The sequence below is a fragment of the Corallococcus sp. AS-1-12 genome (assembly GCF_020036995.1).
Lineage (GTDB): Bacteria > Myxococcota > Myxococcia > Myxococcales > Myxococcaceae > Corallococcus.
Genome location: NZ_JAIQDD010000010.1, coordinates 51,766 through 76,791 on the forward strand (window position 1 = coordinate 51,766; position 25,026 = coordinate 76,791).

Annotated in this window: 21 protein-coding genes; 7 read left to right on the top strand and 14 right to left on the bottom strand. The window is 69.8% G+C overall.

All coding sequences use genetic code 11. The features are described from left to right. Positions 1-6 precede the first annotated feature (6 nt). Both K8556_RS18255 and K8556_RS18260 read left to right on the top strand, forming a co-directional pair. Entirely contained in the window at positions 7-480 is a 474-nt protein-coding gene (locus tag K8556_RS18255) for an NUDIX hydrolase (protein WP_223741351.1), read from the top strand. A 152-nt stretch (positions 481-632) separates the two neighbouring features. Next, positions 633-1,007: a hypothetical protein gene (locus tag K8556_RS18260; protein ID WP_223741528.1), complete on the top strand. Its 375-nt coding sequence runs from the start codon at positions 633-635 to the stop codon at positions 1,005-1,007. A 27-nt stretch (positions 1,008-1,034) separates the two neighbouring features. On the opposite strand, the gene K8556_RS18265 is transcribed toward K8556_RS18260, so the two are convergent. Next, positions 1,035-1,931 (bottom strand): cyclic nucleotide-binding domain-containing protein, encoded by an 897-nt coding sequence (locus tag K8556_RS18265; RefSeq protein ID WP_223741352.1) that lies wholly within the window; start codon positions 1,929-1,931, stop codon positions 1,035-1,037. 213 nt (positions 1,932-2,144) lie between these two features. Between K8556_RS18265 and K8556_RS18270 the strand changes: the two genes are divergently transcribed. Beyond that, positions 2,145-3,140: a hypothetical protein gene (locus tag K8556_RS18270; protein WP_223741353.1), complete on the top strand. Its 996-nt coding sequence runs from the start codon at positions 2,145-2,147 to the stop codon at positions 3,138-3,140. Between the two features lie 13 nt (positions 3,141-3,153). Here K8556_RS18270 and K8556_RS18275 read toward each other — a convergent pair whose 3' ends face one another. The 5 genes from K8556_RS18275 to dacB form a co-directional block, all read right to left on the bottom strand. Then, the gene (locus tag K8556_RS18275; protein ID WP_223741354.1) at positions 3,154-4,323 is read right to left on the bottom strand and encodes a right-handed parallel beta-helix repeat-containing protein; all 1,170 of its coding nucleotides are present in this window, start codon (positions 4,321-4,323) and stop codon (positions 3,154-3,156) included. Positions 4,324-4,460: 137 nt separating this feature from the next. Continuing rightward, entirely contained in the window at positions 4,461-5,555 is a 1,095-nt protein-coding gene (locus K8556_RS18280; protein ID WP_223741355.1) for an alanine racemase, read from the bottom strand. Between the two features lie 56 nt (positions 5,556-5,611). After that, the gene (locus tag K8556_RS18285; RefSeq protein WP_223741356.1) at positions 5,612-6,034 is read right to left on the bottom strand and encodes a hypothetical protein; all 423 of its coding nucleotides are present in this window, start codon (positions 6,032-6,034) and stop codon (positions 5,612-5,614) included. Positions 6,035-6,122: 88 nt separating this feature from the next. Beyond that, positions 6,123-8,303, bottom strand: a complete 2,181-nt coding sequence (locus tag K8556_RS18290) for a prolyl oligopeptidase family protein (protein WP_223741357.1) — start codon at positions 8,301-8,303, stop codon at positions 6,123-6,125. A gap of 37 nt (positions 8,304-8,340) precedes the next feature. Beyond that, positions 8,341-9,828 carry a D-alanyl-D-alanine carboxypeptidase/D-alanyl-D-alanine-endopeptidase gene (dacB, locus tag K8556_RS18295; protein ID WP_223741358.1) on the bottom strand — a complete coding sequence of 496 codons (1,488 nt, stop codon included), beginning with the start codon at positions 9,826-9,828 and terminating at the stop codon, positions 8,341-8,343. A 191-nt stretch (positions 9,829-10,019) separates the two neighbouring features. On the opposite strand from dacB, the gene rdgC reads away from it, so the two are divergent. Both rdgC and K8556_RS18305 read left to right on the top strand, forming a co-directional pair. Beyond that, positions 10,020-10,670, top strand: a complete 651-nt coding sequence (rdgC, locus tag K8556_RS18300) for a recombination-associated protein RdgC (protein ID WP_223741359.1) — start codon at positions 10,020-10,022, stop codon at positions 10,668-10,670. After that, positions 10,657-11,346 (top strand): hypothetical protein, encoded by a 690-nt coding sequence (locus K8556_RS18305; RefSeq protein ID WP_223741360.1) that lies wholly within the window; start codon positions 10,657-10,659, stop codon positions 11,344-11,346. The genes rdgC and K8556_RS18305 overlap by 14 nt, the downstream gene beginning before the upstream one ends. A gap of 58 nt (positions 11,347-11,404) precedes the next feature. On the opposite strand, the gene K8556_RS18310 is transcribed toward K8556_RS18305, so the two are convergent. Then, entirely contained in the window at positions 11,405-12,166 is a 762-nt protein-coding gene (locus K8556_RS18310) for a DUF5953 family protein (RefSeq protein WP_223741361.1), read from the bottom strand. A 90-nt stretch (positions 12,167-12,256) separates the two neighbouring features. Next, the gene (locus tag K8556_RS18315) at positions 12,257-12,481 is read right to left on the bottom strand and encodes a hypothetical protein (protein WP_223741362.1); all 225 of its coding nucleotides are present in this window, start codon (positions 12,479-12,481) and stop codon (positions 12,257-12,259) included. A gap of 345 nt (positions 12,482-12,826) precedes the next feature. Between K8556_RS18315 and K8556_RS18320 the strand changes: the two genes are divergently transcribed. After that, on the top strand, positions 12,827-15,094 hold the full coding sequence (locus K8556_RS18320) for a hypothetical protein (protein WP_223741363.1): 2,268 nt from the start codon (positions 12,827-12,829) through the stop codon (positions 15,092-15,094). Here the strand turns inward: K8556_RS18320 and K8556_RS18325 are convergent. Then, entirely contained in the window at positions 15,091-16,095 is a 1,005-nt protein-coding gene (locus tag K8556_RS18325) for a hypothetical protein (RefSeq protein WP_223741364.1), read from the bottom strand. The genes K8556_RS18320 and K8556_RS18325 overlap by 4 nt on opposite strands. 222 nt (positions 16,096-16,317) lie before the next feature. Between K8556_RS18325 and K8556_RS18330 the strand changes: the two genes are divergently transcribed. Continuing rightward, complete coding sequence (locus K8556_RS18330) at positions 16,318-17,919, top strand: LysM peptidoglycan-binding domain-containing protein (RefSeq protein ID WP_223741365.1); 1,602 nt, start codon at positions 16,318-16,320, stop codon at positions 17,917-17,919. Between the two features lie 106 nt (positions 17,920-18,025). Here K8556_RS18330 and K8556_RS18335 read toward each other — a convergent pair whose 3' ends face one another. The 5 genes from K8556_RS18335 to K8556_RS18355 all read right to left on the bottom strand — a co-directional run bounded on the left by K8556_RS18335 (position 18,026) and on the right by K8556_RS18355 (position 24,964). Further along, positions 18,026-19,621: an aromatic amino acid hydroxylase gene (locus K8556_RS18335; RefSeq protein ID WP_223741529.1), complete on the bottom strand. Its 1,596-nt coding sequence runs from the start codon at positions 19,619-19,621 to the stop codon at positions 18,026-18,028. Between the two features lie 93 nt (positions 19,622-19,714). Next, on the bottom strand, positions 19,715-20,635 hold the full coding sequence (locus K8556_RS18340; RefSeq protein ID WP_223741366.1) for a LysR family transcriptional regulator: 921 nt from the start codon (positions 20,633-20,635) through the stop codon (positions 19,715-19,717). A gap of 15 nt (positions 20,636-20,650) precedes the next feature. Then, a complete protein-coding gene (locus tag K8556_RS18345; protein ID WP_223741367.1) occupies positions 20,651-21,472 on the bottom strand; it encodes an NAD(P)-dependent oxidoreductase in 822 nt (273 codons plus the stop codon). A gap of 96 nt (positions 21,473-21,568) precedes the next feature. Next, on the bottom strand, positions 21,569-23,857 hold the full coding sequence (locus K8556_RS18350) for a kelch repeat-containing protein (protein ID WP_223741368.1): 2,289 nt from the start codon (positions 23,855-23,857) through the stop codon (positions 21,569-21,571). A gap of 216 nt (positions 23,858-24,073) precedes the next feature. Further along, the gene (locus K8556_RS18355) at positions 24,074-24,964 is read right to left on the bottom strand and encodes a hypothetical protein (RefSeq protein WP_223741369.1); all 891 of its coding nucleotides are present in this window, start codon (positions 24,962-24,964) and stop codon (positions 24,074-24,076) included. Between the last annotated feature and the right edge of the window lie 62 nt (positions 24,965-25,026).

The following is a 25,026-nucleotide window of genomic DNA, read 5'->3' on the forward strand; positions in this document are numbered from 1 at the left end:
GGCGGCATGAGCACCCCGATTGATTCCGTCATGCGCGTGGCCTACCGCGGCGCCTATCACCTGGCGCTCGCGTGGTGGTTCGTGCGCCGCCCGCGCACGGAGGGCACGCTCGTGGGGGTGTGGCGGGGGCGTGAGGTGTTGCTGCTGCAGAACTCCTACAAGCAGGCCTTCTCGTTGCCGGGCGGCGGCCGGCACCGCGGCGAGTCTCCGGAAGAGACGGGCGCCCGGGAGCTGCGCGAGGAGGTGGGGCTGCACGTGCCGGCCTCGAGTCTGCGCGTCGTGTGCGAGCTGCGTCACACGGACGAGTTCAAGCGGGACCTGTGCCACTTCGTCGAGCTGGAGTTCGCCGCGGAGCCCCGGCTCGTGCTCGACCAGCGCGAGGTGGTGTGGGCCGGGTGGCTCGACGTGGAGACCGCGCTGCGCCTGCCGCTCATGCCCGTGGTGCGCGCCTACCTGGAGGATGCCGCGCGGCGGAGGTGATTCGTGCCCTCTCGCCCGTCCCCCTGGCGTGGAGGCGGCCTCACCCCTGTCTTGCACCCGCCAGTTCGCCACCCCACCTTTCGGTGATTGGGATTGAACCGGGACGGAGGCGGACCGTGCTTCAGGAAGCCAGGACGACACCTTTGCAGAACGTGGGGCGCGGCGTGTTGGGCTCGTTCATGGTCGGGGCCGGCGCGGGGCATCTCTCCTTCGCGCGCGGACCATTCCAGGCGCAGGTGCCGGACTGGGTGCCCATGGACAAGGACCTCGTCGTCCTGCTCTCCGGCGTGGTGGAGATCGGCCTCGGGCTGTCGCTGCTCTTCGACAAGCGCCACCGGGTTCCCCTGGGGCTGGGACTGGCGGCCTTCTTCGCGGCGGTCTTCCCCGGCAACCTGCACCAGTACGACAAGCGCCTCTCCGCGTTCGGTCTGGATACGGACCGCAAGCGCCTGGCGCGGCTGTTCTTCCAGCCCGTGCTGATGGCCTGGGCGCTCTGGTCCACCGGTGCCCGGAAGGCGTTGCGGTAAAGACAGACGCTCGCGGAGGACGGCGGACTACTTCGCTTCGCCCATGACTTCCATGGTGTGCTTGAGCCGCTCCAGGCCCAGGCGCACCAGCGCGCCGCGCAGGTCGGGCTGGCCCAGGAAGGCCTTCCTGAACACCTCGCGCTCCAGCTTGAGCAGCGTGCAGGGCGTCACGGTGCGCACGGTGGCGGTGGCCAGCCGGCTGCGCAGCAGGGAGATCTCCCCGAACAGGGCGCCTTCCTCCAGCTTGGGATAGGCGGACTGGCGGCCGTCGCTGTGCGTGTGGAAGACCTCGCACTGGCCCCGGATGAGGACGTAGAGCGCGTCCCCTGGCTGGCCTCGGGTGAGCAGCGTCTCACCGGCGGGGACGGTGCAGGGGACGAACGAGTCTCCCAGCTCGTGCTGCACCTCCGGGGGCAGGGCGGCGATGAGCGGGTTGCTGCGCAGCGCGTCCGCGAGCAGGCGCTCCCGGGCGGCGACCTGCATCTGTTCGCCCTTCACGCCGTAGTCCTTGCCCAGCTCCCGGACGCCGGCCTGGGTGAGCTCCAGCAGCACGGCGTCCTCCACCGTCACGATGGTCGCGGTGCGCTGCGTGCCGGTGAGCAGCGCCAGCTCCCCGAAGAACTCGCCGGCCCCCAGGCGGCCGACCTCCGTGTTGCCGCCGGGTTCGCCGCCGCGAAGCACCGCGACGCGGCCCTCCAGCACCACGAACATGGAGTGTCCCGGGTCGCCCTCGCGCACCACCACCTGGCCCGCGGGCAGGTAGCGTGTGCAGACGGGCGGCGGCGCGGGGGCGCCTTCCGCCTCCGCCTGGGCGCCGGTCGCCACCGGGTGCGCCGAGGAGGCCGCGGGCGACTGCCCGGCCGCCGGAGCCGGGGCGGACGGGTGGGCGGACAGCAGGGCCTGCAGGCGCGCGAACAGGGACATGGTGCGCGAATGCTACCGGCCCGTCCTCGCGGAAACTGTGAAGCGCTTCACAGGCGGCGTGGAGGCGGCCTGAAAGACAGCCAGGCGGCCAGGAGGAGTCATTGAACAGGGATTGACGGACGTTCGCCACGTCTGTGTTCATCCCACCCGCCACGGCGGGGTGGACGCCGGGGATGGCGTGGCCGGACCGGTACGCCCTACAGTCCCGGGTCCATGGGAGACACGCTGGACGTCGTGGTGGACCTGGGGGACGTGGGAGAGACGGCCGCGGACGCCGTGCTGCTGAAGTACGCGCAGGGCTTCCACGGGGCGGACGGCGCGGTGGCGCGCAGGCTGGAGGCAGCGGGCGTGGCCATGGACGCCTTCGACCTGCTCCCGGGGGACCACCGCTTCATCGAGTCGCGCCGGACCCTGGGCGCCCCGTGGGTGCTCTTCCTGGGCACGGTGCGCCTGAGACAGTTCGGCTACCACGAGATCCGCCAGTTCGCCGTGCGCGCGCTCCAACTGCTGGAGCCCCGGCATGAGGTGCGTCACCTCGCGTGCACGGTGCACGGTCCCAACTACGGGCTGGACGAGGACGAGGCCGTGCTGGCCCTGGTGGGTGGCTTCGTGGACGCGTTCCAGCGGGGCAGCGGCCCTCGCGACCTGGAGCGCATCACGGTGGTGGAGCTGAACCCCAAGCGGGTGGAGCGGCTGCGAAAGGCATTGGCGCTGGGGCTGGGGCTCACGCCGGGCGTGGAGCCGCTGATGGGGGCCACGGGCTTCCGCGTGCGGCGGACGTCGCGCTTCGTCCAGGCGCCGTCCATGGCTTCCGCGGGCGCGAACTCCCAAGAGAAGCCCCATGCGTTCGTGGCGATGCCCTTCGCGCAGGAGCTGGAGGACACCTACCACTACGGCATCCTGAACCCCGTGAAGGCGGCGGGGCTCCTGTGCGAGCGGGTGGACCAGGCCGTCTTCGACGGGCCCATCATCCAGCGCATCCGGGACCGCATCGACACCGCGAAGGTCGTCATCGCGGACCTGTCGCTGGCGAACCCCAATGTCTATCTGGAGGTGGGCTATGCCTGGGGACGCGGCAAGCCCACCCTGATGCTGGTGCGCGACGTGAAGGAATTGCGCTTCGACGTGTCCAGCTACCGGTGCCTCGTCTACCGGAACATCCGGCACCTGGAGGAGCTGCTCACGCAGGAGCTGAAGCGCATCCCCTGAGCGTGTGGCGCGGTCAGTAGGGGGCGCAGGTGACGCCCTCGCAGTTGCCGGCGCCGTTGTTCCGCGCGACGTTGCCGCCCCCGTCGAAGGCGGTAGGCGCGTGGATGCCCCAGCCCGTGTTGCCCAGGGCCACGTTGCCCAGCACCGTGGGCGTGCTGGCCGGGAGGACGCGGAGGCCGTCACCGTTGTTCCGGAGGAACCGGTTGGCGCGGACGATGCCGGTCTGCGGGAGGCTGACGATGGGCGTGTCTTCCAGGGTCAGTCCGCCCGCATTGTCCCAGAAGGTGTTGCCCTGGATGTAGACCTGGAATGAGCCGGCTGTCAGCCCATTGTCATTGCCCACGATCCAGTTGTTGATCATGTCGAGCTGGACCACGTTCCAGATGGGCGTCTCCGTGGGGGCGAACGACGCGTTGTTCGCGATGAGCGTGTTCTCGAAGCGGAACCGTTCGCAGATATCCCGGCCCCCGATGGGCACGGTCGTGGAAGCGACGGCATCATTTCGCGCGAAGACGCTCGACCGGACGCGGGCACTGCCGGCGAAGCAGTAGATGCCGACTTCGTTCCCCGTGAAGGTCGAATCGAGGACGTCGGCCGCATGGGTATCCAGGTAGATGCCGAGGCGGTTGTTCTCGAAGTGGCTCGACCTCACGTCGAACGAACCGAGGGACGCGTCGATCTCGCTTCCGAGCCCGACGTCATTGCCGATGAACCGCGAATTCGTGACGAGGAAGGAAGTGGTGGAGAAGAAGTTGTAGATGGCAGTGCCGTTGCCGGCGAACGTGAGCTTGTGCACCCGCAGGGAGTCGACTCCCTCGGTCTGGATGCCTCTTGCGAACCCCCGAATCGTGCCGTTGCGCACCATGCTGGTGCCGGTGACCACGATGCCCAGGGTGTCTTGCTGGACCGGACTCGAGCGGCGCACGGTGTGGCCACCCAGGTCGAGGACGATGCCATTCCCCTCGATGCGGAGGGCGGGCTCGTCCGTGCCCGGACAGGACAGGTCATGCGTGAGCTTCGTGTGCTGGGTGATGACGTCGCCACACCGGACGGCGCATTCGGCCGGCTTCGCTTTCTGGAACAGGGTGTCGAGCGCCGCCCTGTCCGACGCGAGCGCCGCGGGTGCTCCCAGGAACAGTGCGGCGATGGCCGCCGTGACGGAAAAGCCCCTTGCCTTATCCATGCCGCCTCCCCGCCGGAAGTCGTTCCGGCGACCGGCGAAATGCTAGACACGGCACCGTCAGAGGCATCCCCACTGCCAGTGGCAGCGCGTGGACCAGTGGATGACAACCTGGCTGCACGCTGGGGCGGCACGGCCTGTCACCAGCCGCGCGCCGTGACCTCCCACGTCGCGACGCTCACGTCACCCCGCACGACGTGCAGCCGCGGATGTTGGGGGACGGAAACACAGACATGGTTGGGCACCACGCGCACCCGCTCGCCGATGCGCGGGCGCCACGTCGTGCCGGACACGTCCAAGAGGCCGTGCTCCTCCGACAGGTTCTTCACCACGACCTCCGGCCGGTCCAGCACGACGCCATAGCCCGGCGCCAGTCCTTCCTCCTTCACCAGCGCCTTGGCCCCCGCGTCGATGACCACCTGGCCCGGCACGGCCGTGCTCACGACGGTGGCCAGCACGGAGTAGGCGCACTCCGTCCAATCACACGCGCCGATGACCGCGGCGTTGCGGTCGTTCAGCGCGTTGAGGCCGGGGCGGATCTCCGTGAGGCCCTTCACCGTATGGGATTGCCAGAGCGTCGGCGTGGAGCCGCCACTGACCACCTCCGGCGGCAGACCGGCGGCCTTCAACGCGTCCACGAACGTCGTGACCGCATCCGACTGGGCCTGCATCATGGCGGGCAGCTCCGCCTGCGGGACGCGGATGTGGCCCGCGTAGAAGGTCAGTCCGCGAAACGCAACCCCAGACATGGACGCCGCCGCGCGCGCCAGGGCCAAGGCTTCATCCGGCGTGCGCAGTCCCACGCGGCGCATGCCCAGGTCCACCTCCACGAGCACGCCCACGGTGCGCCCGGCATCCCGCGCCGCGCGCGCCAGCCCCTCCAGCACTTCAAGCGAGTCGAGCGCCACGGTGAGCCGCACGCGCGAGTGCAGGGCCATCAGCCGTGCCAGCTTGCGAGCGCCCACCGGCGGATACGCGAGCAACACGTCGTCGGACACGGACGCCATGACCTCGGCTTCCAGCAGGGTGGCCACCGTGACGCCGGAGGCTCCCGCCGCGACCTGCATCGCGCCCAGCTCCGCCGTCTTGTGCGTCTTCGTGTGGGGACGCCAGCGCAGGCCGTGCTCGCGGGCATAGGTCGCGACGCGCTGGAGGTTCCGCTCCACGCGGTCCAGGTCCACGATGGCGGCGGGCGTGTCGAGGGAGTCGAAGAGGGGCGAGGACATGCGGCGCATGCTGGCACCGCGCTCCTCGCCCCGTCATCCGAATCGCCGGCCTTGCGTTCGCGGGGCTACGCCGCCGGTTCGAAGCTCACCGTGGGCCGCTGCCAGCTCCAGCCGCCGCCCTTCAACGCTTCCGTCGCCTGCGCATCCAGCACGCGCAGCGCAGCGAGCACGTCCGCGGGCGGGCGGGGCGCTCCCGGCGCGCTCTCCACCTCGAAGCGCGGGGGGATGCCGGCGGCGTCACGGCCGCCCATGACCACGCGGATGCGGCAGTTCTGCGGGGACAGCTCCGTCTCCCCGGACCAGGACACGTCCTGGACGAAGAGGTCCACCGCGCCCGGGGCCTTCTGCCCGCGCAGCCGCGTCACCACCGCGTCCAGCGAGCCCTTCGCGCGCGCGTTCCGCTTCTTGCCAAGGCGGGTGAGCGACCACCAGACCAGGCCGCCCGCGACGATGGGCGACAGAACGAAGTAGGGGATGAGCGGGCTCATGGGGCGGCAGGCTGCCACGAAACGCGGAAGAAGAAACGCCCGTCTCCAGGCCTCGGGGCTCCGGAGACGGGCGTGAAGAGAAGCACGGCTACTGCGGCGAGGGCGCGGAGACCTTCTTCGTCGCGTTGGGCTTGTACGTCATGCCCAGCTCGTTGAAGACGAAGGAGTAGACGTCCACCTCCTCCTCGATGCGCGCGGACAGCGGCGTGCCCATGCCGTGGCCCGTCTCCGCGTTGGCGCGCAGCAGGATGGGCTTGGGGGACGCCGACGCCGCCTGCATCCGGGCCACCATCTTGCGCGAGTGGAACGGATCCACGCGCGGGTCATTGGCCCCGGAGGTGAAGAGCACCGGCGGGTACTTCGTCCCGTCCTTCACGCGGTGCACCGGCGAATAGCCATACAGCGCCTTGAACTGCTCCGGGTCCTTCACCGAGCCGTACTCCGTGACGTTGAACTGGCCGTTGGGCGTCAGCTCCGTGCGAAGCATGTCGTAGATGCCCACGCGCGCCACCACCGCGCCGTACTGCTCCGGGTGCTGCGTCAGGGCCGCGCCCATCAGCAGGCCGCCGTTGCTGCCGCCCTGGATGGCCAGCTTCTTCGGCTGCGTGTACTTCTGGGCCACCAGCAGCTTCGCGCACGCGTAGAAGTCGTCGAACACGTTCTGCTTGTTCGTGAGCGAGCCGGCCTTGTGCCACTCCTCGCCGAACTCGGAACCGCCGCGCAGGTTCGCCACCGCGAACACGCCGCCCTGCTCCAGCCACATGCCCGTCAGCGGGCTGTAGCCCGGGTTGATGGACACGTTGAAGCCGCCGTAGCCGGTGAGCAGCGTGGGGTTGTTCCCGTTCAGCTTCGTGCCCTTCTTCTTCAGGATGGTGAGCGGCACCTGGGTGCCGTCCTTCGAAGTGGCCTCCGTGCGCACCACGTCCACGTCGCTCATGTCGATGGGCGCCGTGCGCGCCAGCGCCGTCTTCGTGAGCTTGTTGTCCGCCGCCGAGTAGCGGAACCACGCGGCCGGCTGGGTGAAGCTCCCGTTGACGATGAGCAGGTCGTCCGCGCCCTGGCGCACCAGGCCGCCCACCGCCGACACCGGCAGCGTGGGCACCAGCCCCAGCTCCTTGCCCGTCAGGTCCACCATGCGCAACTGCGAGGGGCCCCCCAACTGCTCCAGCAGGTACAGGCGGCTCTTCGTCGGCACCACGGCCTGCACCGTCGCCTTGCCCTCGGGGACGACCACGGTCGCCTTGTCCAGCGTGGGCGTGGCCAGCGGCAGGCGCAGCACCTTGCCGCGCGACGCGTCCTTGCGGCTGAGCAGGTACGCCGCGCCGTCGCTGCCGAAGCGCGCCGCCACCACCTTGTCCGCGTACTTCGCCACCTGCGTCCACGTGCCCTTGGGGCCGTGCAGGTAGAGGTCGAACTCGCCGCCGTCGCCGTTGGCCACGCGCGCGAAGGTGTACTGACCGTCGTCGCTGGACTCCAGGTCCGTCATCGCGATGCGCGGGAAGTCCTTGCCCAGCGCGTACGTGTCCTTCTCCGTGGGCGTGCCCAGCGCGTGGAAGTACACCTGCTGGTACACCTCGCGGTCCACCGGCGGGCGCTCCTCGCCGCGCGGATAGCGCGTGTAGAAGAAGCCCGTGCCCTGCGCGTTCCACGCCAGGCTGCCGCCCGCCGTGCCGCCGTTGACGCGGGGCACCCGCTCGTTGGGCATCGCCTTCGCGGACGCCACGTCCCACACCGTCACGTCACCGCTCTCCGTGCCGCCCTTGGACATGGACACGGCGACCTTCTTGCCGTCATGCGACAACTGGAACCAGTCGATGGTCGTCTTGCCGGACGTGTCCACGACCGTGGGGTCCACCAGCACGCGCTCCTTGGACGTGTCGTCCAGCGAGCCCACCACGATGAGCGTGGGCTGCTGCTTGGGCGGCTGGAACTTCAGCCCCAGGAGCGCGCCGCCCTGTTCGTCCAGGCCGCCGTAGGAGGGCGACTTCCAGGACAGGAGCTCCGTGATGCGCTGGCGCAGGGGCTCGCGGCCCGGGAGCTTGTCCAGGTACGCGCGCGTGTACGCGTTCTGCGCGTCGGTCCACTGCTGCACCTGGGGGTCGGTCGCGGACTCCATCCACTGGTACGGGTCCGTCACGGTGGTGCCGTGGTAGGTGGCCTCCACGGGCTTCTTCTCCGCGGCGGCGGGCTTCGCGGGCGCCTTGCCCGCCGCTCCGGACACGAGCGGCAACAGCAGCGCGGCGGTCGTCACTGCGATTCTGGACTTCATGGTTCACCTCGCATGCGGGTGGTTCCCTGCGGGACGCTCAGCGCAGGGGCAGCTCCACCAGGGCGGTGGAGAAGGTGTCGAAGGTCTCGTTGGCGTTGGGCCTGGTGCCCTCGTCCATGTTGCCGAGCATCAGCGCGAAGACGACGCGCGGGTGCTCCGTGTCGTTCGGCCGCTCCGCCACGCCCACGAAGCACTTCTGGCCCGTGAGCGTGCCCGTCTTCGCGCGGAGGCGGCCCGCGGTGGACGCCGTCGTCTTGCGGCCCGCCAGCGTCCCGTCCACGCCCAGCACCGGCAGGCTGTCCACCAGCGCGGCGCCATACGGCTCCTGGAGGCTGGTGAGCAGCACGCGCGCCATGCCCCGGGGCGTGGCCAGGTTGTAGCGGGACAGGCCGCTGCCATCCACCGGACGCAGGTCCTTGGTGGGCACGCCCCGGCGCGCCAGCTCCGCCACCAGGGCCGTGCGCAGCGCGGTGTAGCCCTCCTGGCCGGTGCGCTCGCGGGCGAAGCGCATGCCCAGCCGCTCCGCGTACAGGTTGAGGCTCTCCTTGTTCGTCGCGCGCACCAGCTCCGACAGGGGCGGGCTGATCAGCTCCACCAGCGGTGACGGCATGGGGGGCAGGGGCGGGGTGGGGGCCTCCAGGGACAGCGGCAGCCGCGTGACTCCGTGCCGCGCCAGCGCGTCGTCCACGCACGCGGCGAAGAGGGCCTCCGGCGCGTCCACGGACAGCTTCACGGCGGCGGACTGCGGGCAGGGCCCGCCCGTGGGGGAACGCCACGTGCAGCGCACGCCGCCGCCTCCGCGCACGCAGGCCAGGTTCGCGCGCTCGGCGTTGACGTCCACGTTCACCACCGCGGACAGCGTGGCGAAGGCGGGGGTCCACTGCACGGAGGGCGCGTCCGCGCAGGTGGCGCCGGGGGCGCGCGCCAGCGCCAGGTCCACCACGTTCTCGCGGAAGACGAAGGGCGTGGGCGGCGCGCTGTAGGCGTACGCCGCGTCATCCCAGGCCCAGCCCGGCCCCATGCCGCCGTCCAGGCCGTCCGTGCCGGAGATGCGCACGTTGCCGCGCCACTGGTGGATGCCGCGCGCCTGGAAGGCCTCCGCGATGCGGTCGCACGCGAGCGCCGTCTCCGGGAAGCGCCACGAGCCCAGCGACGGGTCCCCGGACGCCTGCGCCACGACGTCGCCCAGGAACAGGCCTCCTGTCTGCGAGCCCTCCAGGAACACCGGCGTCGTGAAGCGGAAGTCCGCCCCCAGCGCGGACAGCGCGGCGGAGGTGGACACCACCTTCATGGTGGACGCGGGCAGAAGCCGCACGTTCTCGCGGTGGGTGAAGAGGGGCTCGCCGGTGCGCGCGTCCACCACGTACGCGCCCGCGAGCGCGCCGTCCGCCTCCAGGGTCTCCAGCAGGGCCTTCGTCACCCCGGACAGGGTGTCGCGCGGGGCGCCGCCCGGCGTGGCGGGCGTGTGGGTGCAGGCGGACAGGAGGAGGGCAACGACGCTGGCGGGCAGGAGGGCGCGGCGCATGGCGGCGGCCACCGTATGTCGCGTGCCAGGGAGTGTCATGGATTCCCGCCAGCGGGGTGGGGCGGAAGATGTGCACGGTTGGACGGCGCCCGGGCAAACGGCTTCCGGCGCGGCCTATTCCCGGTGCTTCGCGTCCAGCCACACCGAGTGCCTTGACGCGGCGTCACAGGCCCCCCATCCTGCCGCGCCCCATGCCTGTCCTACGTGGTGCCGTGACCTTTTCGCGCTTCCGGACCGAGCCGGCCAAGGATGCGCCGTCCGACGTCAAGCGCTGGATGACCAAGGGACTCAAGTCCCATGCATTCGAGCCCATCGACCGCCGCTCCGAGGAGGAGCGCGCCGCGGGGTTTGTCGAGTTGGAGAACCCGGAGTCCTCCGAGTTCGCCACCGGCAACCTCTTCTATGGCGAGTACGCCCTCTTCGCCTTCCGCATCGACACGCTGAAGGTGCCCGCGTCGATGATGAAGTCGGAGCTGGACAAGTGGTCCGCCGCCTTCGCCAAGGAGAACGGCCGGCCGCCCGCGCGCGCGGAGAAGAACAAGCAGCGCGCGGAGCTCAAGCAGCTCCTGCGTCAGCGCGCGGTGCCGCGCACCAGCACGCTGGACGTGACGTGGAACCTGAAGACGCACACGGTGCAGGTCTGGGCCGCGTCGCGCAAGACGGTGGATGAGATCTGCGTGGCGCTGGAAGGCGCCCTGGCGGTGAAGGTGATTGGCATCACGCCCGCGTCCATGGCGCAGCGCGCGGGCATCGACGACAAGGCCCTGGGCCCCACGGCGGAGCTCATTGGCATGGACCTGCCGGCGACGGCTTCGGTGGAGGGCGCCCATGGCGAGGCGTGAGCAGGCGAGGGAAGAGGCGGCGTTCGCGCGGGGCGATGTCGGCGTGGACGGCGCCGCCACGGAGGAGGAGAAGGACGAGGCCGAGGTCGAAAAGGGCAAGGCGCGCGAACAGCTCCTGCGCGGCCGGGCCTACCTGGGCCGCGAGTTCATGACGTGGCTGTTGTGGCGCTCGGAGTCGGGCGACCCGCTGGTCGAGCACGACGGCGCGGGTGTCGTCGTCCTCTTCCTGGGCAAGGTGGTGCTGCGGGGCGTGGCGGGCGACGTCACGGAGATGAGCGCCAAGGGAACGCTGGCGCCGTATTCGGAGAACGTGCGCCACTCGCTGGACCGGGGCCTGCTGGTGTCGCAGGCGCGCCTGCGTCTGTCGCACGGCGAGCGCGAGTACGAAGTCACGCTGGATTCGGAGTTCCTGGACATCCGCGCCGCCAAGCTGCCCGCGCTCATGACGGAGGAAGAGGATGATCAGCTCTCCGAGCGTCTGGAGTTGACCGAGCAGCTCTCCGCCATCGTGGATGCGCTGGTGCAGGACTTCCTGGCCGTGCGCGCCGGCCGCGCCTGGAGCAAGCAGGTGGTGCCCGCGATGAAGGAATGGATGAAGGGCGAGGAGAAGGGGAGCGACCTGCTCTCCAAGGCCGCCCGAGCCCGGGGCCGTGACGCCCGCGCCGCCCGGGGCTGAGTCGAGACGGAATGGAACAGCCGCCCACGCCAGAGAGGCGATGGGCGGCTGTGCTGTTTCAGGGCAGAGGCGCCGCGCGTCCACCGATTGCTGGGAAGCGCTCGTAGGCCCGCTTGAGCGCGTCCAGGTGGGCGGGGTTGTCGTAATCGAGCGGTGCCTCCGTGAGCTGCACGATCCACCCGCCTGACGGAGTGCGACGCGCCCGGGTGAGCAGTTCGGAATCGCGAGCAGGGTCTGGGAACCCGATGACCTCCGCGGCGGCTGCGGACCAGTAGTTCACCCACCCGAGGAAGCAGGGAATCTCAGGCGTGGGGAGGTTCTCTGGAAGGTTGAGCATGGGAAGCCCACGGGGGGAGAGCTCTGGGCCGTCCGGCGAACGGCGGAACTGCTGCGCGACTTCCGAGCCGTAACCCAACGGCGACGCATGGCCCCAGAACGACCGTGCCCCTTCCGCCACGCCCTCAAGCAGTGCCGCCGCTGCCGCGATCACGGGCTCGTCCAGTGGCAGCTTGGCGTGAACCTCAAACTGGGACTGACCGCCTGGACTCAAGAGTCCTGAGCTCTCCATTCCCCAGACCGTCACGGGATAACGCTCATCACCGTTACACACGAACGGGAATCCACCGTCCTTGTTACTCGCCAGGAGCCATTCGTCGCGCTGCGGCAATGCAATGGGGCGCCCGCCTTCGTCCAGCTTCCAGTGAAGGCGTAGGCCGGGAAATGCTCTCTCCATCCCATGGACGACAGCGACCGGTCGGCCCTTGTCAGCCATGAGCGCAGGCGCGTAGACGATAAGGGTAATGGCGCTACGCTTGGTCATCGTGCCCACTCGCGACAACGAAGAAGAAATCAGGCATTGAGAGTGAAAAGCCTCCGAGCCCTGGGACACGGAGGCTGATGGTTCAGCGGTCTACTGAGGGTTGGTGCAGCGCCACACGCCGCAGGAACCCTCACGCGAGCCACAGTCATACTGGCTCGAGCAAGGCTTGCAACTGGCCGAACAGATCATCTGGACGGCCTGGGTGTCGGTCGTCTCCGCCGCCGAGCCGGGGACCATGGCCAGGGCCGTGCCCGCCATGATGCCGAGGATCAGCGCGAATCCGGGAATCGTCTGCTTCAGTCGCGATGGCTTCATGTGTGCTTCCTCCGGGTGGGTGCCATCGGGCCAGAGCCTCCTGCCCGCGCACGGGATGCATTCGAGCAAACACGGAAGATCGCGCCAAGGCGGAACCGCTGTGCTCCGGAGGCTCAGCCGCGAATCCAGCGGAAGGTCACGCGGTCGCCGCCCACGAGCCGGTCCCAAGGAACCCCTGTGCGCTGGTCGTTCGAAATGCGCTCCAGTCTGGAACACCGCGCACCGGATTGGAGCGAGCGTCCGCGCCAGTCCGGTGCGCCGCGAGGCCGTTCCAGGGCTGCAATGACGAGGCACGCGGCTCGCAATGACTCTCGGCCGAACCCCTCCACCGCGAGCAGGTGTGCCATGCCGTCCGCCCCCAGCACCGAAGCCATCCAGCGCATCTCCCTGAAGAACCGCGAGTACGCCTACATCGAGGATGCCAACCGGGGCGTCGTGCTCATGGAGGTCGGCCCGCGCGTGCTGACGTTGGAGGCGCACCTGACGCTCGTGGCGAAGGAGCGCATGGTGGAGGTGGGCGCCGGGAGCTGGTGCGTGGTGCGCAACCCCGTGGTGCGCCTGGAGGGTCAGGTGGCCCTGGATGACTTTGGCCAGGCCCGCGTCGCGGTGGGCGACCGCGAGGTCCGCGTGGGCCCCAAGGTCTTTCCGCTGTACCCCGGCGAGGAGCTGGAGGGAGACATCGTCCCGGAGTACGTCCTGGGCGTGTCCGAAGCGCTGCGGCTGCGCGCGCTCACCGCGTTCACGGACACCCACGCCCCGGACGCCCACCGCCGCCGCGAGGCCGGTGACGAGTGGCTGGTGCGCGGCCCCGGCCGCTACGTGCCCGGCGAGTCCGTCACCGTCGTGTCGCTGGAGAAGGCCCGCGTCCTCAAGGAGACCGAGTACTGCGTCATCCTCAACCCCGTGGACCGCGCCACCGGCCGCGTCCAGGAGGGCCGCCGCAAGGTCGTCTCCGGTCCGGATGTCTTCTTCCTCGAACCCGGTGAGGCGCTGGAAGGGGACGTGCGCCGCAAGCACGTCCTGTCGGAGCTCCAGGGCCTGAAGCTCCAGGCGCTGGATGACCTGTCCGAGAACGAGGGCGGTGAGCCTCGCGCGCGCAAGGCCGGTGACACGTGGATCGTCCGCGGCCCGCGCACCTACGTGCCCAGCGAGAAGGTCCTCATCCACCGCGAGATCGCCGCGCTGTCCCTGGGGCAGGGGGAGGGCCTGTACGTGCGCGACCTGCGCTCGGGCAAGGTGTCGCTCGTCCAGGGGCCGTGCCAGTTCATGCCGGAGGCGCACCAGGAGCTGCACGAGAAGCGCCTGTCCCCGGACGCGGAGGCCCTGCTGGGGCTCACTCCGCCGCTGCCGCCCGCGGAGGCGAAGGACGCCCGCGCGCCGCGTCCCACCACCGCGACGGAGAAGGGGGACCGCACGCGCGCCATCGTGCTGCGCATCGAGGACAACACGGCGGTCCTCATCAACGACTTCGAGACCAACCACGCGCGCGTGGAGTTCGGCCCCGCGAAGGTGATGCTGCGTCCGTACGAGGACGTCACCGTCCTGGACCTGTCCGGCGGCACGCCCAAGCGCCCGCGTCAGCTCAAGGTGCTGATGCTGCGGCTGGGGCCGGACTTCGCCACGGACCTCTTCGAGGTGGCCACGCGCGACCACGCCCGGCTGCGCATCAAGCTCTCCTACAAGTGGCAGTTCGACGTGCAGGGCGACGCCGAGAAGGACAAGGCCATCTTCCGGGTGAACGACTTCATCGGGTACGTGTGTGAGAACCTCGCGTCGCGCATCCGCCAGGTCGCCGCGGAGAACGAGTTCGAGACCTTCCACAAGAACGCCAGCGTGCTCATCCGCCGCGCCATCTTCGGCATGGACGACGCGGGCCGCGCGCGAAAGGACCGCCTCTTCTCGGAGAACCAACTGCGCATCATCGACATCGACATCAAGGACATCGCCCCCGTCGACGAGAAGACCGCCCTGAAGCTGCGCGAGGCCATCGACACCAACATCCAGATCCAACTGGACGCCTCACGCCAGGAGGCCCAGGCCGCCGCGGAGCTCAAGCGCATCCGCAGCGAGGAGGAGAAGCAGCTCGCGGACATCGCCAGCCACCGCAAGTCGGAGGCGGAGCGCCAGTCCCTCATCGAGCTGCAGAACCGCAACCACCAACTGGAGACGCTCAGCCGCGCCAAGGTGGAGGCGGAGGCCCAACTGGAGCGCGCCCGCGTGGAGAGCGAGGAGGCCCTGGCCCGCGCCGAGTCCGACGCCCGCGCCTCACGCATCCGCTCCGAGGCGGAGGCCGAGCGCGAACGGCTCACCACCCAGGTGGCCCTGGAGCGCCAGCAGCGCCTCAATGACCTGGAGGTGGAGCGCCAGTCGCGCCTCGCGGAGGTGGAGGCCGCCCAGTTCCGTCAGCGCGTGGAGTCCCTGGGCGGAGGGGAGAACTTCGTGAAGGCCGTGGCCGCGCAGGCCCAGGCCGCCGTCGTCGGAGGCCTGGACAAGGTCGTCTTCCTCCCCAGCGGCGCCAACCTCAACCTCTTCGACGCCATGCAGGGCCTGCTGGGCCCCGGCGGCCCACCCCGCCTGTCCGCCACCCACGCGCCGAAGCCGGCGGACGGTTAGCGCTCGTACTCGTCACACCCCGTCTCCTGCTTGGACGGGAAGGCGGACTGCTTCTCCTGGCGCACGTAGTCGTGGCTCTGGGAGAAGAGGTCCGGGCTGTTCACGGACACGGTGCCCTTCGCGGCGTTGGCCGTCTTCCACTGGAGCGCCTCCGGCTTGCCGTCCGCGGCCGTGAGCCCCAGCACCCAGGCCCCGGCGCCCTTGCCGGGCTCCACGGACGTCACCTTCAGCGTCGTGGACTCCTGGCCCAACTGCACCTCCACCTCGCCCGTCGCGGGCTTGACCGTGAAGCTGCGCGTCGCGGCCGAGCAGGGCTTGAGCACCACGAAGCCCTTGCCCTGCCGCGTCAGCTCCACCCACGTCCCCGCGAAGGGCTGGAGCTTGTCCGCGGACACCGGCGCCTTCGTGGCCGTGGGCGCCGACTCCGCCGAGCAGTCCAGGTCCTCGCGCTTGAGCAGCCCCGCCGTGGCCTTCTGGGGCCCCTGGAAGCGCGCGGCGAGGAAGTCCGGCTCCACCGGGTCGACGTACGCCTCCACCGCGTCGCCGGACACCACGAACGCCTTGCGCGGCGTGTTGGCCGCGTCCGACGCGTGGAAGCCCGCCTTGGACACCTTCACCTTGCAGATGCCCAGCGGCTTGACCGTGCTCCGGGCGAACGTGTCCCTGCCCGGGTAGCCCGCCCCGCAACAGGACGGTGACGGACCGGACTCCAGCACGAACTGCTTGGGGTTGACGCGCAGCGTCCAGGCGTCCGCCTCGCCCGCCTGCTGAAGTGACCAGTTCGTTGCTGTCTTCTTCCGCACCACCAGGGCGCAATCGCAGGTGCCCGCGCTGCTGCCCTGCGGGAAGGAACCCGAGAAGTGCACCAGCGTCTCGTTGCTGCCCTCGACGATGGCGAGCGTCCCGCCCTTGTTCGAATAGACCCCCGTGAGTCCCTCGGACCCCTGGGCCGAGGCCTCCGTGACCGCGCTCGTGACGCAAATGGCAAACAGCAACGCCACACTTTTGAATTCCGGTTGGAACCTGGACATCCGATTGGCCCTCCTGGGCGGCCTCTCCAGTCTCAGCGGATCAGTCCGCTGAAACTGAAGTTGCCGGAATCACTGGTTTCACACGATTGTGACTGGGAATGCGAAACTGATCGCACTGCCTTTCGATAATCGAGGCAATCCAAGCACGTCCGCGGCGCCTTGTTCGCGGCCTGACATAGAGGGGTCTTCTCCGTGACCGTCTCCAACATCCGCGTCAACTCCGGCGACACGCTGTCCGGCCTGGCGAAGCGCTACAACACGACCGTCGACGCGCTGGCCAAGGCGAACAACATCAAGGATCCGAACAAGATCCTCGCCGGGCAGACGCTGAAGGTGCAGGATGGCTTCGACACGAAGGGGACGACGAAGTCGAGCGCCGGGGCGAAGACGTCGGGCGACAGCTTCGCGCAGTCCACCAGCGGCGCGCAGAAGACGACGCCGGCCACCAACGGGGGCTCCACCAGCGCGACCAACGGGGAGCTGGGCGGGCTGAGCCGCAAGTACGAGGCGCGCGGCCCCGGCACCGTGTCCACGGGCAAGGGCGACAAGGGCGGCGTGTCCTACGGCTCCTACCAGTTCGCCTCCGCGAACGGCTCGGCGCAGTCCTTCGTCAACTCGCTGAAGAAGACGAACCCGGAGTTCCACAAGGCGCTGTCGGGCAGCAAGCCGGGCACCGCGGAGTTCTCCGCCGCGTGGAAGCAGCTCGCGGCGAAGGACCCGAAGGGCTTCGACAAGGCGCAGCACGACTACATCAAGGCCACGCACTACGACGTGGGCGCCGCCAACATCAAGAAGGCGACGGGCATCGACCTGGATCAGCGCTCCGCGGCGCTGCGGGACGTGGCCTGGTCCACCTCCGTGCAGCACGGCCCGGGCAAGGCGGATGACATCTTCAAGAAGGCGCTGGCCGGGCGCGACCCCGCGAAGGTGAGCGACGAGCAGCTCATCAAGGACATCTACGCCGAGCGCGGCCGCACCAACGCCAACGGCACCCTGGTGCACTTCTCCGGCAGCTCCAAGGACGTGCAGAAGGGCGTGGCCAACCGCTTCAAGTCGGAGGCGAAGGACGCGCTCGCGATGCTGAAGCAGGAGAAGTCGGGCGCCACGACGAAGCCGGCCAACACCAACACGGGCGTGGTTCCCCCGTCCGTGAGCGGCGACTCGAAGCCGGGCCGCACGGAGGGCAAGGGCACGAACACGTCCAAGCCCACCACGGAGGCGGACCGCACCGACACGCAGCAGGTGGCCGGGGCCAAGGACAAGCCGGCCGTGCACGTGAAGGTGCCGTACTACAGCCAGTTCGAGAACGGCCACGGCTACACCGCGAGCGACACGGCGTGCTTCAAGGCCGCGACGGCGATGGCGCGCGACTCCGGCGCCACGGTGCTGGGCCCGGACCGCCGCATCCAGGTGGGCACGAGCGAGAACAGCGTCGGCGCGCTGAAGGTGGACTCGAAGAAGGCCGCCGAGGGCCGCAGCTACATCGACAAGCAGTTGGACGCGGGCAAGCCGGTGGTGGTGGGCGTCAGCCACAAGGACGCGAGCTACAACGCGGACGGCCTCACGGACCACTTCGTGACCATCACGGGCCGCGGCGTGGACGACAAGGGCCGCACCTACTACACGTTCCACGACCCGGGCACGACCAACGCCAGCAAGGGCAAGGACACGAACCCGAACAACCGCTTCTACGTGGATGACAAGACCGGGAACATGTACCGCCCCGGCAAGGCCGCGAACGGCTACGTGACGGACCGCCACTACGACGTGGCCATGGTGCGCATCAACAAGTAGTCCCCGGCGGCGAAGAGCCCCTGGAAGTGCTCCGGCCCGGCGGCCTCGTGAAGAGGTCGACCGGGCCGTCGTACGTCAGCCGTCTGTCATTCGACGTGGCCGGGCCCTACGCGTGCGCCGCCTCGCGCCGGGAGGGCACCTCGCCGCGCAGCTCCGCGACCTCCGCGCGCAAGAGCCAGTCGGAGGGGAAGTCCGTGCTCGCCCGGGCGATCTGCTCCAGCCGCTCGGGGGCCAGTTGCCCCGTCTCGCGGATGCGGCGCACCTCCGTGTAGAGGGCGGCCAGCGACGGGTGCAGGGCCTGCGCCTTGCGTTCGCGCGCCTGGGCCTCGCCATCGCCCGCGGTGAAGGCGTCCAGCTCCCCGAACCACTCGTCCCACGTGCCCGGGTCGGCGGGGCCGCCCGCCACGGACGGCAGCCGCTCCGTCAGGTACAGGCGCGCCATGGACGGCAGCGTCAGCTCGCGGCCGGCCAGCGTGCCACGCAGGGCAATCACCTCGCCGCCGCCCACCGCGAAGCCCTCCAGCACCAGCCCGCTGTCGAGCGCGAGCTGGAAGCTCCCGCGCTCCGGCAGCGCGCCCTGGCCAAAGGCGACCAGCGCCGCGCCGCTGAACGGCTTGTCCACGGCGTGGCCGTTCACGGACGTGAGGATGGGGCCCTCCAGCCGGGCCAGCGCGGTGGACAGGCCCGGGGCCACGTCCTTCGCGGCGGGCAGCAGCTCCACCACCTTGCCCGTCACCTCGCGGCCATCCGCGAGCACCAGGTGGTTGACCGTGCGCGCGCGCAGCGCCTCGTTCAGGCCGTGGTCCCCGCCGCGCTTCCACGCGAGCGTGGACTCGAACTCGGCCAGGACCTCGAAGAGGTGCTCGAAGTCGCGCGCCACGAAGAGCTGCGGCTGCATGCGGGTGATGTCGTAGTCCGTGTCCGCGCACGCCACGCCCAGGGGCAGCTTGTGCACGGCGGACGTCAGGCAGTGCCGGGCCTCGCCGATGCTGGACAGCAGGCCCGCGCCGTAGATGCGCGGGTGCTTCAGGTCGCCAATCAGCCCGTACTCCGCGGTCCACCAGTACAGGCGGCTCGCGCGGGTGCTCTCGCTGATGTAGCGGTGGCTGGCGTTGGCGGCCTCCAGGCGGGCCTGGGCGTGGGCGATCTCCTCTTCCGTCGCCGTGGGGTCCTCCTTCACCACGGAGAGGTTGCGGATGGCCTCGAAGACGGCCTGGTCCTCCACGCTGGCGATGGCCTTGAAGCCCACCAGCCCCACGGCCTTGAGGTACTGCGCATAGCGCGCGTTCGCGATGATGGGCGCGTGGCCCGCGCTCTCATGGACGATGTCCGGCGCGGGCGTGTACTGGATGTGCTCGTGCGTGCGGATGTCCGCCGCGATGGCGAGCACGCCCAGCGCCTGGAGCTCCGTGAAGACGGCCGGCGGGATGAAGCCGCGCACCGCCACGCAGGCCCAGCCCAGCTTGGACAGCTTCTCGTTCATCTCGTCCAGGCTGGGGATGGCCTCCGCGCCGATGCCCGTGGCCTCCAGGCCCTCCAGGTAGACGGGGTGCGCCTTGTCGCTCAGGTGCTCCCGCAACTGCCCCAGGATGTGCCGCCACACCGCCTGATCCCTGGGCGTGTACGCCGCGTAGTCCTGGCTCACCACGTAGCGGCGCAGGTGGGCGGGAAGGCGGGCAATGGTCCTCTCCGTGGGCGTCATCGCGAGCGGCTCCTTCAAGAGAAACAGGACCCCTGAAGAATACGCACCGGACTGCAAGACGGAAATCCGGCAGAATTCGACGTCTTCGTCGGATTATCGCCGTTTATTCAGGCGGCGACGCAGCCCGTCAAGGATGGATTGGACGGCGGGGCTGAGGCCGCCGGAGGGCCAGACGGCCACGACCTCCACGACCTGGGGCTCCTGTTCGCGCAGGGGCCAGACGTGGAGGTCCGAGGGGAACGGCTGGGTGGGGCGCACGTCCGGGGCGATGGTGCACGCCTTGTAGGCGCGCAGCAGCTCATAGAGGTGGAGGAAGCTCTCCACGCGGCCCACCTCCGTGACGGAGACGCCGTGCGCGGCGAAGCGCGCGCTGTTGGCGCCGCCGTAGGGGTCGTCCCGCAGCCAGTCCACGAAGCGCTGGTCCTGGAGGTCCTTCACGTCCAGGGAGCGGCGCGAGGCGTGCGTCCGGGCGAGCGCGGAGTCCGGGCCCGCGATGACGACGAAGGACATGCGCAGCAGGGACTCGGTGTCCACGCCCTCGTGAGGGGGGAGCGGGGTGAAGTCGAGCGCCAGGTCCTGCTGCCGCGTCTGCACCTGCCGCATGAGCTCGTGCGAGCCGCCGAAGCCCACCACCAGCTTGAGGTCGGCGGCGGCGGCGTCCTGCGCGATGCCGCCCAGCAGCGACATGGACAGCGTGGGGTTGAGGCCCAGGCGCAGGGTGGGCTCCACGCGGGCCAGGTCCATCAGCCGCTTCACGTCCAGTTGGTGCAGCGGCGTCTGGGTGCCCGCGTAGAGGCGCTCTCCTCGCGCGGACAGTTGCAGGCGCCGGCCGGGCCCCCGCTCCAGCAGGGCGGCGCCATCCGCGAGCGCTTCCTCCAGGGCGCGGATGTGCTCGCTCACGACGGAGCGGGCGACGCCCAGGTGCTCCGCGGCGGCTTCGATGCTGCCGGCCTCCACGGCGGCGGTGAAGGACTCGAGCCAGACGAGGTGTCGCTGGAGCTTGCGCGGGGGCATGGGGCCAATGGCGCGCTAGAGGAAGAAGTCGGGCAGCAGCTCCGCGCCGGGGACGGACTGGTACCCGTCGAAGTTGGTGACGCCGGCGGCGCGCAGGACTTCCTCGTCGATGCAGAAGTTCCCGGTGAAGGAGCGGCTGGGCTTCGTGAGGATGGCGTACGCGGCGTCCGCCATGATCTCCGGCTTGCGGCTGCCCTTGATGGTGTCGTCGCCGCCCAGCAGGTTCTGCACGGCGGCGGTGGCGATGACGGTGCGGGGCCACAGCGTGTTGACGGCGATGCCGTCGTCCTTGAGCTCCTCCGCCATGCCCAGGGCGCACAGGCTCATGCCGTACTTCGCGATGGTGTAGGCCACGTGGGGGCCGAACCAGCGAGGCTCCATGTTGAGCGGCGGCGAGTTGTTGAGGATGTGCGGGTTGGAGGACTTCTTGAGGTACGGGATGCACGCCTGGGAGCACGCGAAGGTACCGCGCGTGTTGATGCCGTGCATCAGGTCGAAGCGCTTGAGCGGCGTGTCCAGGGTGCCGGTGAGGCTGATGGCGCTGGCGTTGTTCACCAGGATGTCGATGCCGCCGAAGGTCTCCACGGCCCTGGCGACGGCGGCGTGGATCTGCGCCTCGTCGCGGATGTCCACCACGCAGGGGAGCGCCTTGCCGCCGGCCTCTTCAATCTCCTTCGCCGCCGAGTAGATGGTGCCGGGCAGCTTGGGGTGCGGGTCCGTGGTCTTCGCGGCGATGACGATGTTGGCGCCGTCGCGGGCCGCGCGCAGCGCGATGGCCTTGCCGATGCCGCGGCTGGCGCCGGTGATGAAGAGGGTCTTGCCTTGGAGGTTGGACATGGGCCGCATCCTCGCTCAATCGCGCGGCGCCGCAATGCCCTGTGCGGCCGGACCCGGGTGGATCCGGCCGCTGTTCAACGGAGTCTCAGGGGGACTTCAGGGGCTCGCGGGCGTGTAGACGAGCACGGCGCTGACGCTCGCAGGGGTGTCCCGGTCCCAACCGCCGATGAAGAGCACCTTGCCGTCGGGCAGCACGGTGGTGGCCATCAGGTAGCGGTTGGACGCCATGCTGGTGGAGAACGAGGACGTGCCGGTCGCCAGGTCGAAGAGCTCCGTCGTCAGGCCCACCGTGGAGTTGCCCCCCGCGAGCAACAGCCGCCCGGAGTTCAACTGGACCAGCGAGGCGTTGGCGCGCTCGTAGGTGAAGTGGCCCAGCGTGGCCTGGACGTTCAGCACCGGGTCGTATGTCGCGACCAGCGTCCCGTCCACCAGCACGAGCTTGCCGGATGGCTGGAGGAAGGCATCCGTGAAGGTCCGCGTCGTCAGGCCGGTGGCGACGCTCCAGGTGTTGTTGGACGGATCGTAGAACTCCGACGGCAGGTTGCCGCCCACGGTGAGCACCTTGCCCGACGGCAGCAGCACCGCGCGGTGGTTGGACCGGGCGTAGGTCGGGCTCGCCACGGGCAGCCAGGTGTTCGTGGTGGGGTCGTAGAGTTCGGTGGCGCGGTTGCTGACGGTATCCCCCGTGGTGACGCCGCCGATGACCAGGACCTTGCCGTTGGGCAGCAGCGTCGAGGTGTGGGCGCCGCGCGCGAAGGCCATCTGCGGGCCGGCCGTCCAGGTGTTGGTCGCGGGGTCGTAGAACTCCACGGCGCGCAGCGGCGTGGTGGCCGGGTACGCCGCGAAGCCGCCCGTGACCATGACCTTGCCAGAAGGCAGCAGGATCACCGCGGGGTTGTAGCGCGCGGTCCCCAGCGTTCCAGCGGAAGACCAGGTCCCCGCCGCCGGATCGTAGAGCTCCGCCGTGCCCAGGACGGGGTTGGAGGTCACCGACCCGCCGAAGGCGAGGATCTTCCCGGAGGCCAGGGGGATGACGCTCGCGCCGAAGCGGCGCTGCGTCAGGCTGGCCGTGAGGTCCCACCGGGCGACCGTCGTGGGCGGCGTGCACGACGGGGCGTTCTGCACCGCGACGGTGAAGGCCTGGGACGCGGAGAAGCCCTGGGCGTTGGTGACGGTGGCGGTGATGGTCGCGTTCCCGCCGGTGGGCGCGCAGGTGGGGGCCTTCCAGGAGACCTCGCTGGAGGTGAACCCGGACGTGGGCGTCGCGAGCGTGCCCGTGCTCGAGGCCCAGTTGAAGGTGAGGGCGCCGCCGTTGCCGTCCTCGGCGAGGACGCGGAACGTCACGGCGCTGTCGCCCACCACGGACGCGCTGCTCTGGTGCGCGAGGACGATGCGCGGCGGGACGTTGGCGCTCGCGCCTTCACCCACGCAGATGCGCAGGGTGCCCTGCGTCTGGCCGCCCTTCGGGTCCTTCACGGTGACGGTGAGCGCGCAGTTGCCGCACGCGTCGCCCGCGGGAATGGCGGTCGGGGTGAAGGAGGCGATGTTGGAGGTGTCATCCGTCCAGGTGCCCGCGCAGGACGCGGCCCACTGGTAGGTCAGCGCGTCGCCGTCCGGATCCGTCACGTCCGCGGTGACGGTGGTGCTCTGGCCCACGGGCACGGGGGACCGGGACGCGGTGACGCGGGTGACCGCGGGGGAGATGTTGAACGTGACGGACACCTCGGCGGTGCCGGCCGTGGTGCCGCCGTCCTTGGAGACGACGGTGATGTCGATGCGGATGGTCGCCGTGGCGCCGCGCGAGTCGGTGACCGTCAGCGTCAGCGCGTACACGCCCGGCGTCGCGGGCGCGGTCCAGGTCGTCGACGTGAGCGTGGGCGAACCGAAGGTGCCATCCGCCGCCGTCCAGGCGTACGTGAGGGAGTCGGACGCATCCGGATCATGCGCGGTGGCCTGGAGGGAGATCGTGCCCCCGGGGAGGACGGTGCTCGCCGAGGCCACGAGCGAGTCGATGCACGGGGCCGAGTTGTCGAACGGGCCCGGGACATCCAGCGCCTGGAGGGTGATGGCCACGATGGAGGTCGTGCCCGCGGTGATGGTGACGTCCGAGGCCACGCCCCGGTAGCGCAGGGCACCGTCCGCGGCGAAGGCCTCCGCGGTGAAGGTGCGCTGGGGACCGGCGGGCACCTGGTACATGGTGCCGCTCCACCCATCCGTCCCCCGGGTGAGCACGGTGGTGGCGGAAGGCACGCCGGAGGCCGTCAGGGTGACGGTCACGCGGGTGATCTCATCGCCCGCGAGCGCCTGGGGCACCGCGCTGACGAACCGGACGTTGCCGGTCTCCCGCTCCGGTTCGCCCCCCGTGTCGCAGGCCGTGACAGACATGACTGCGCTGATCAATGCGCAAAGCAGAACGCGAGACAGGGTGGCTTGTCGACGCATCGCACCTTCCTGGAGGAATGAGAGGAAGGTGCGATCTAGCAGGTCGGGAGGATGAAGACAGACATGTTGTGAGGAGTTGCGGTGTCTATCCAAACCCGAACGGGTCTGTGAGTACCCTGCGGAGAGGAGCCGCGTGGGCTCCCCTCGTCCCTGCGGGGGCTACTGGGTGATGCAGGTGACGGTTTCGATCATCGTCACGTTGGAGTTGCCGGTGGTGTTCCAGCTACCGACGCCGTTCGTGCCCACGATGTACGTGTACGCGGTGCCGCGGATGGCGGTGGTGAAGCTGCTCACGTCGACGTGGCCCTGGTCCAGGCAGAAGCGGCGGGCGGTCGCCGCCGGGGTGCTGAAGTTGCCGGTGGGGTAGTTGGGCTGGATGGTGCCGATCTGGTAGCCGTTCACCTTCGGCGTCGCGTAGGTGAGGACCGGCGCGTTGAAGCAGGTGATGGTCTCCAGCATGGTCACGTTGGAGTTGCCGGTGGTGTTCCAGGCGCCGACGCCGTTCGTTCCGACGATGTACGTGTACGCGGAGCCCCGGATGGCGGTGGTGAAGGTGCGAGCGCCGGTGTGGCCCTGGTCCAGGCAGAAGCGGCGGGCGGTATCGGCGGGCGTGCTGTAATTGCCGGTCGGGTAGTTGGGCTGGATGGTGCCGACCTGGTAGCCGTTGACGGTGGGCATCGTGTACGTGAAGTCCGAGCTGGAATTGAAGCAGATGATGCTTTCAATCATCGTCACGTTGGAGTTGCCGGTCGTGTTCCAGGGGCCCACGCCGTTCGTGCCGACGATGTACGTATACGCGGAGCCCCGGATGGCGGTGGTGAAGCTTTGCGCGCCGCTGTGGCCCTGGTCCTGACAGAAGCGGCGGGCCGTGTCGGCGGCGCTGCTGAAGTTCCCGGTGGGCTGGTTGGGCAGGTAGGTGCCAATCTGATAGCCATTGACCGTGGGCGTCACATAGGTCTGGTAGGTGTCGGCATTGGCTGACGACGCGAAGCCCACGACGAGAAGCAGGGACACGAAGAGGGTGGGGAGACCGCTGCTGCGACGAAACATGTTTTTCCTCGGCTTGTGGCTGATGCGGGGGAATCAGGACCGTAGCGGCTCCCGGGGCTGAG

Excerpts from the sequence above, each read along its gene's own strand:
- K8556_RS18335 (WP_223741529.1), bottom strand. The coding sequence starts at position 19,621 with ATGACGCCCACGGAGAGGACCATTGCCCGCCTTCCCGCCCACCTGCGC.
- K8556_RS18345 (WP_223741367.1), bottom strand. The coding sequence starts at position 21,472 with ATGTCCAACCTCCAAGGCAAGACCCTCTTCATCACCGGCGCCAGCCGC.
- K8556_RS18270 (WP_223741353.1), top strand. The coding sequence starts at position 2,145 with ATGGGAGACACGCTGGACGTCGTGGTGGACCTGGGGGACGTGGGAGAG.
- dacB (WP_223741358.1), bottom strand. The coding sequence starts at position 9,828 with ATGCGCCGCGCCCTCCTGCCCGCCAGCGTCGTTGCCCTCCTCCTGTCC.
- K8556_RS18350 (WP_223741368.1), bottom strand. The coding sequence starts at position 23,857 with ATGTCTGTCACGGCCTGCGACACGGGGGGCGAACCGGAGCGGGAGACC.
- K8556_RS18305 (WP_223741360.1), top strand. The coding sequence starts at position 10,657 with ATGGCGAGGCGTGAGCAGGCGAGGGAAGAGGCGGCGTTCGCGCGGGGC.
- K8556_RS18290 (WP_223741357.1), bottom strand. The coding sequence starts at position 8,303 with ATGAAGTCCAGAATCGCAGTGACGACCGCCGCGCTGCTGTTGCCGCTC.
- K8556_RS18340 (WP_223741366.1), bottom strand. The coding sequence starts at position 20,635 with ATGCCCCCGCGCAAGCTCCAGCGACACCTCGTCTGGCTCGAGTCCTTC.
- K8556_RS18275 (WP_223741354.1), bottom strand. The coding sequence starts at position 4,323 with ATGGATAAGGCAAGGGGCTTTTCCGTCACGGCGGCCATCGCCGCACTG.
- K8556_RS18265 (WP_223741352.1), bottom strand. The coding sequence starts at position 1,931 with ATGTCCCTGTTCGCGCGCCTGCAGGCCCTGCTGTCCGCCCACCCGTCC.
- K8556_RS18320 (WP_223741363.1), top strand. The coding sequence starts at position 12,827 with ATGCCGTCCGCCCCCAGCACCGAAGCCATCCAGCGCATCTCCCTGAAG.
- K8556_RS18310 (WP_223741361.1), bottom strand. The coding sequence starts at position 12,166 with ATGACCAAGCGTAGCGCCATTACCCTTATCGTCTACGCGCCTGCGCTC.
- rdgC (WP_223741359.1), top strand. The coding sequence starts at position 10,020 with ATGCCTGTCCTACGTGGTGCCGTGACCTTTTCGCGCTTCCGGACCGAG.
- K8556_RS18315 (WP_223741362.1), bottom strand. The coding sequence starts at position 12,481 with ATGAAGCCATCGCGACTGAAGCAGACGATTCCCGGATTCGCGCTGATC.
- K8556_RS18355 (WP_223741369.1), bottom strand. The coding sequence starts at position 24,964 with ATGTTTCGTCGCAGCAGCGGTCTCCCCACCCTCTTCGTGTCCCTGCTT.
- K8556_RS18280 (WP_223741355.1), bottom strand. The coding sequence starts at position 5,555 with ATGCGCCGCATGTCCTCGCCCCTCTTCGACTCCCTCGACACGCCCGCC.
- K8556_RS18255 (WP_223741351.1), top strand. The coding sequence starts at position 7 with ATGAGCACCCCGATTGATTCCGTCATGCGCGTGGCCTACCGCGGCGCC.
- K8556_RS18285 (WP_223741356.1), bottom strand. The coding sequence starts at position 6,034 with ATGAGCCCGCTCATCCCCTACTTCGTTCTGTCGCCCATCGTCGCGGGC.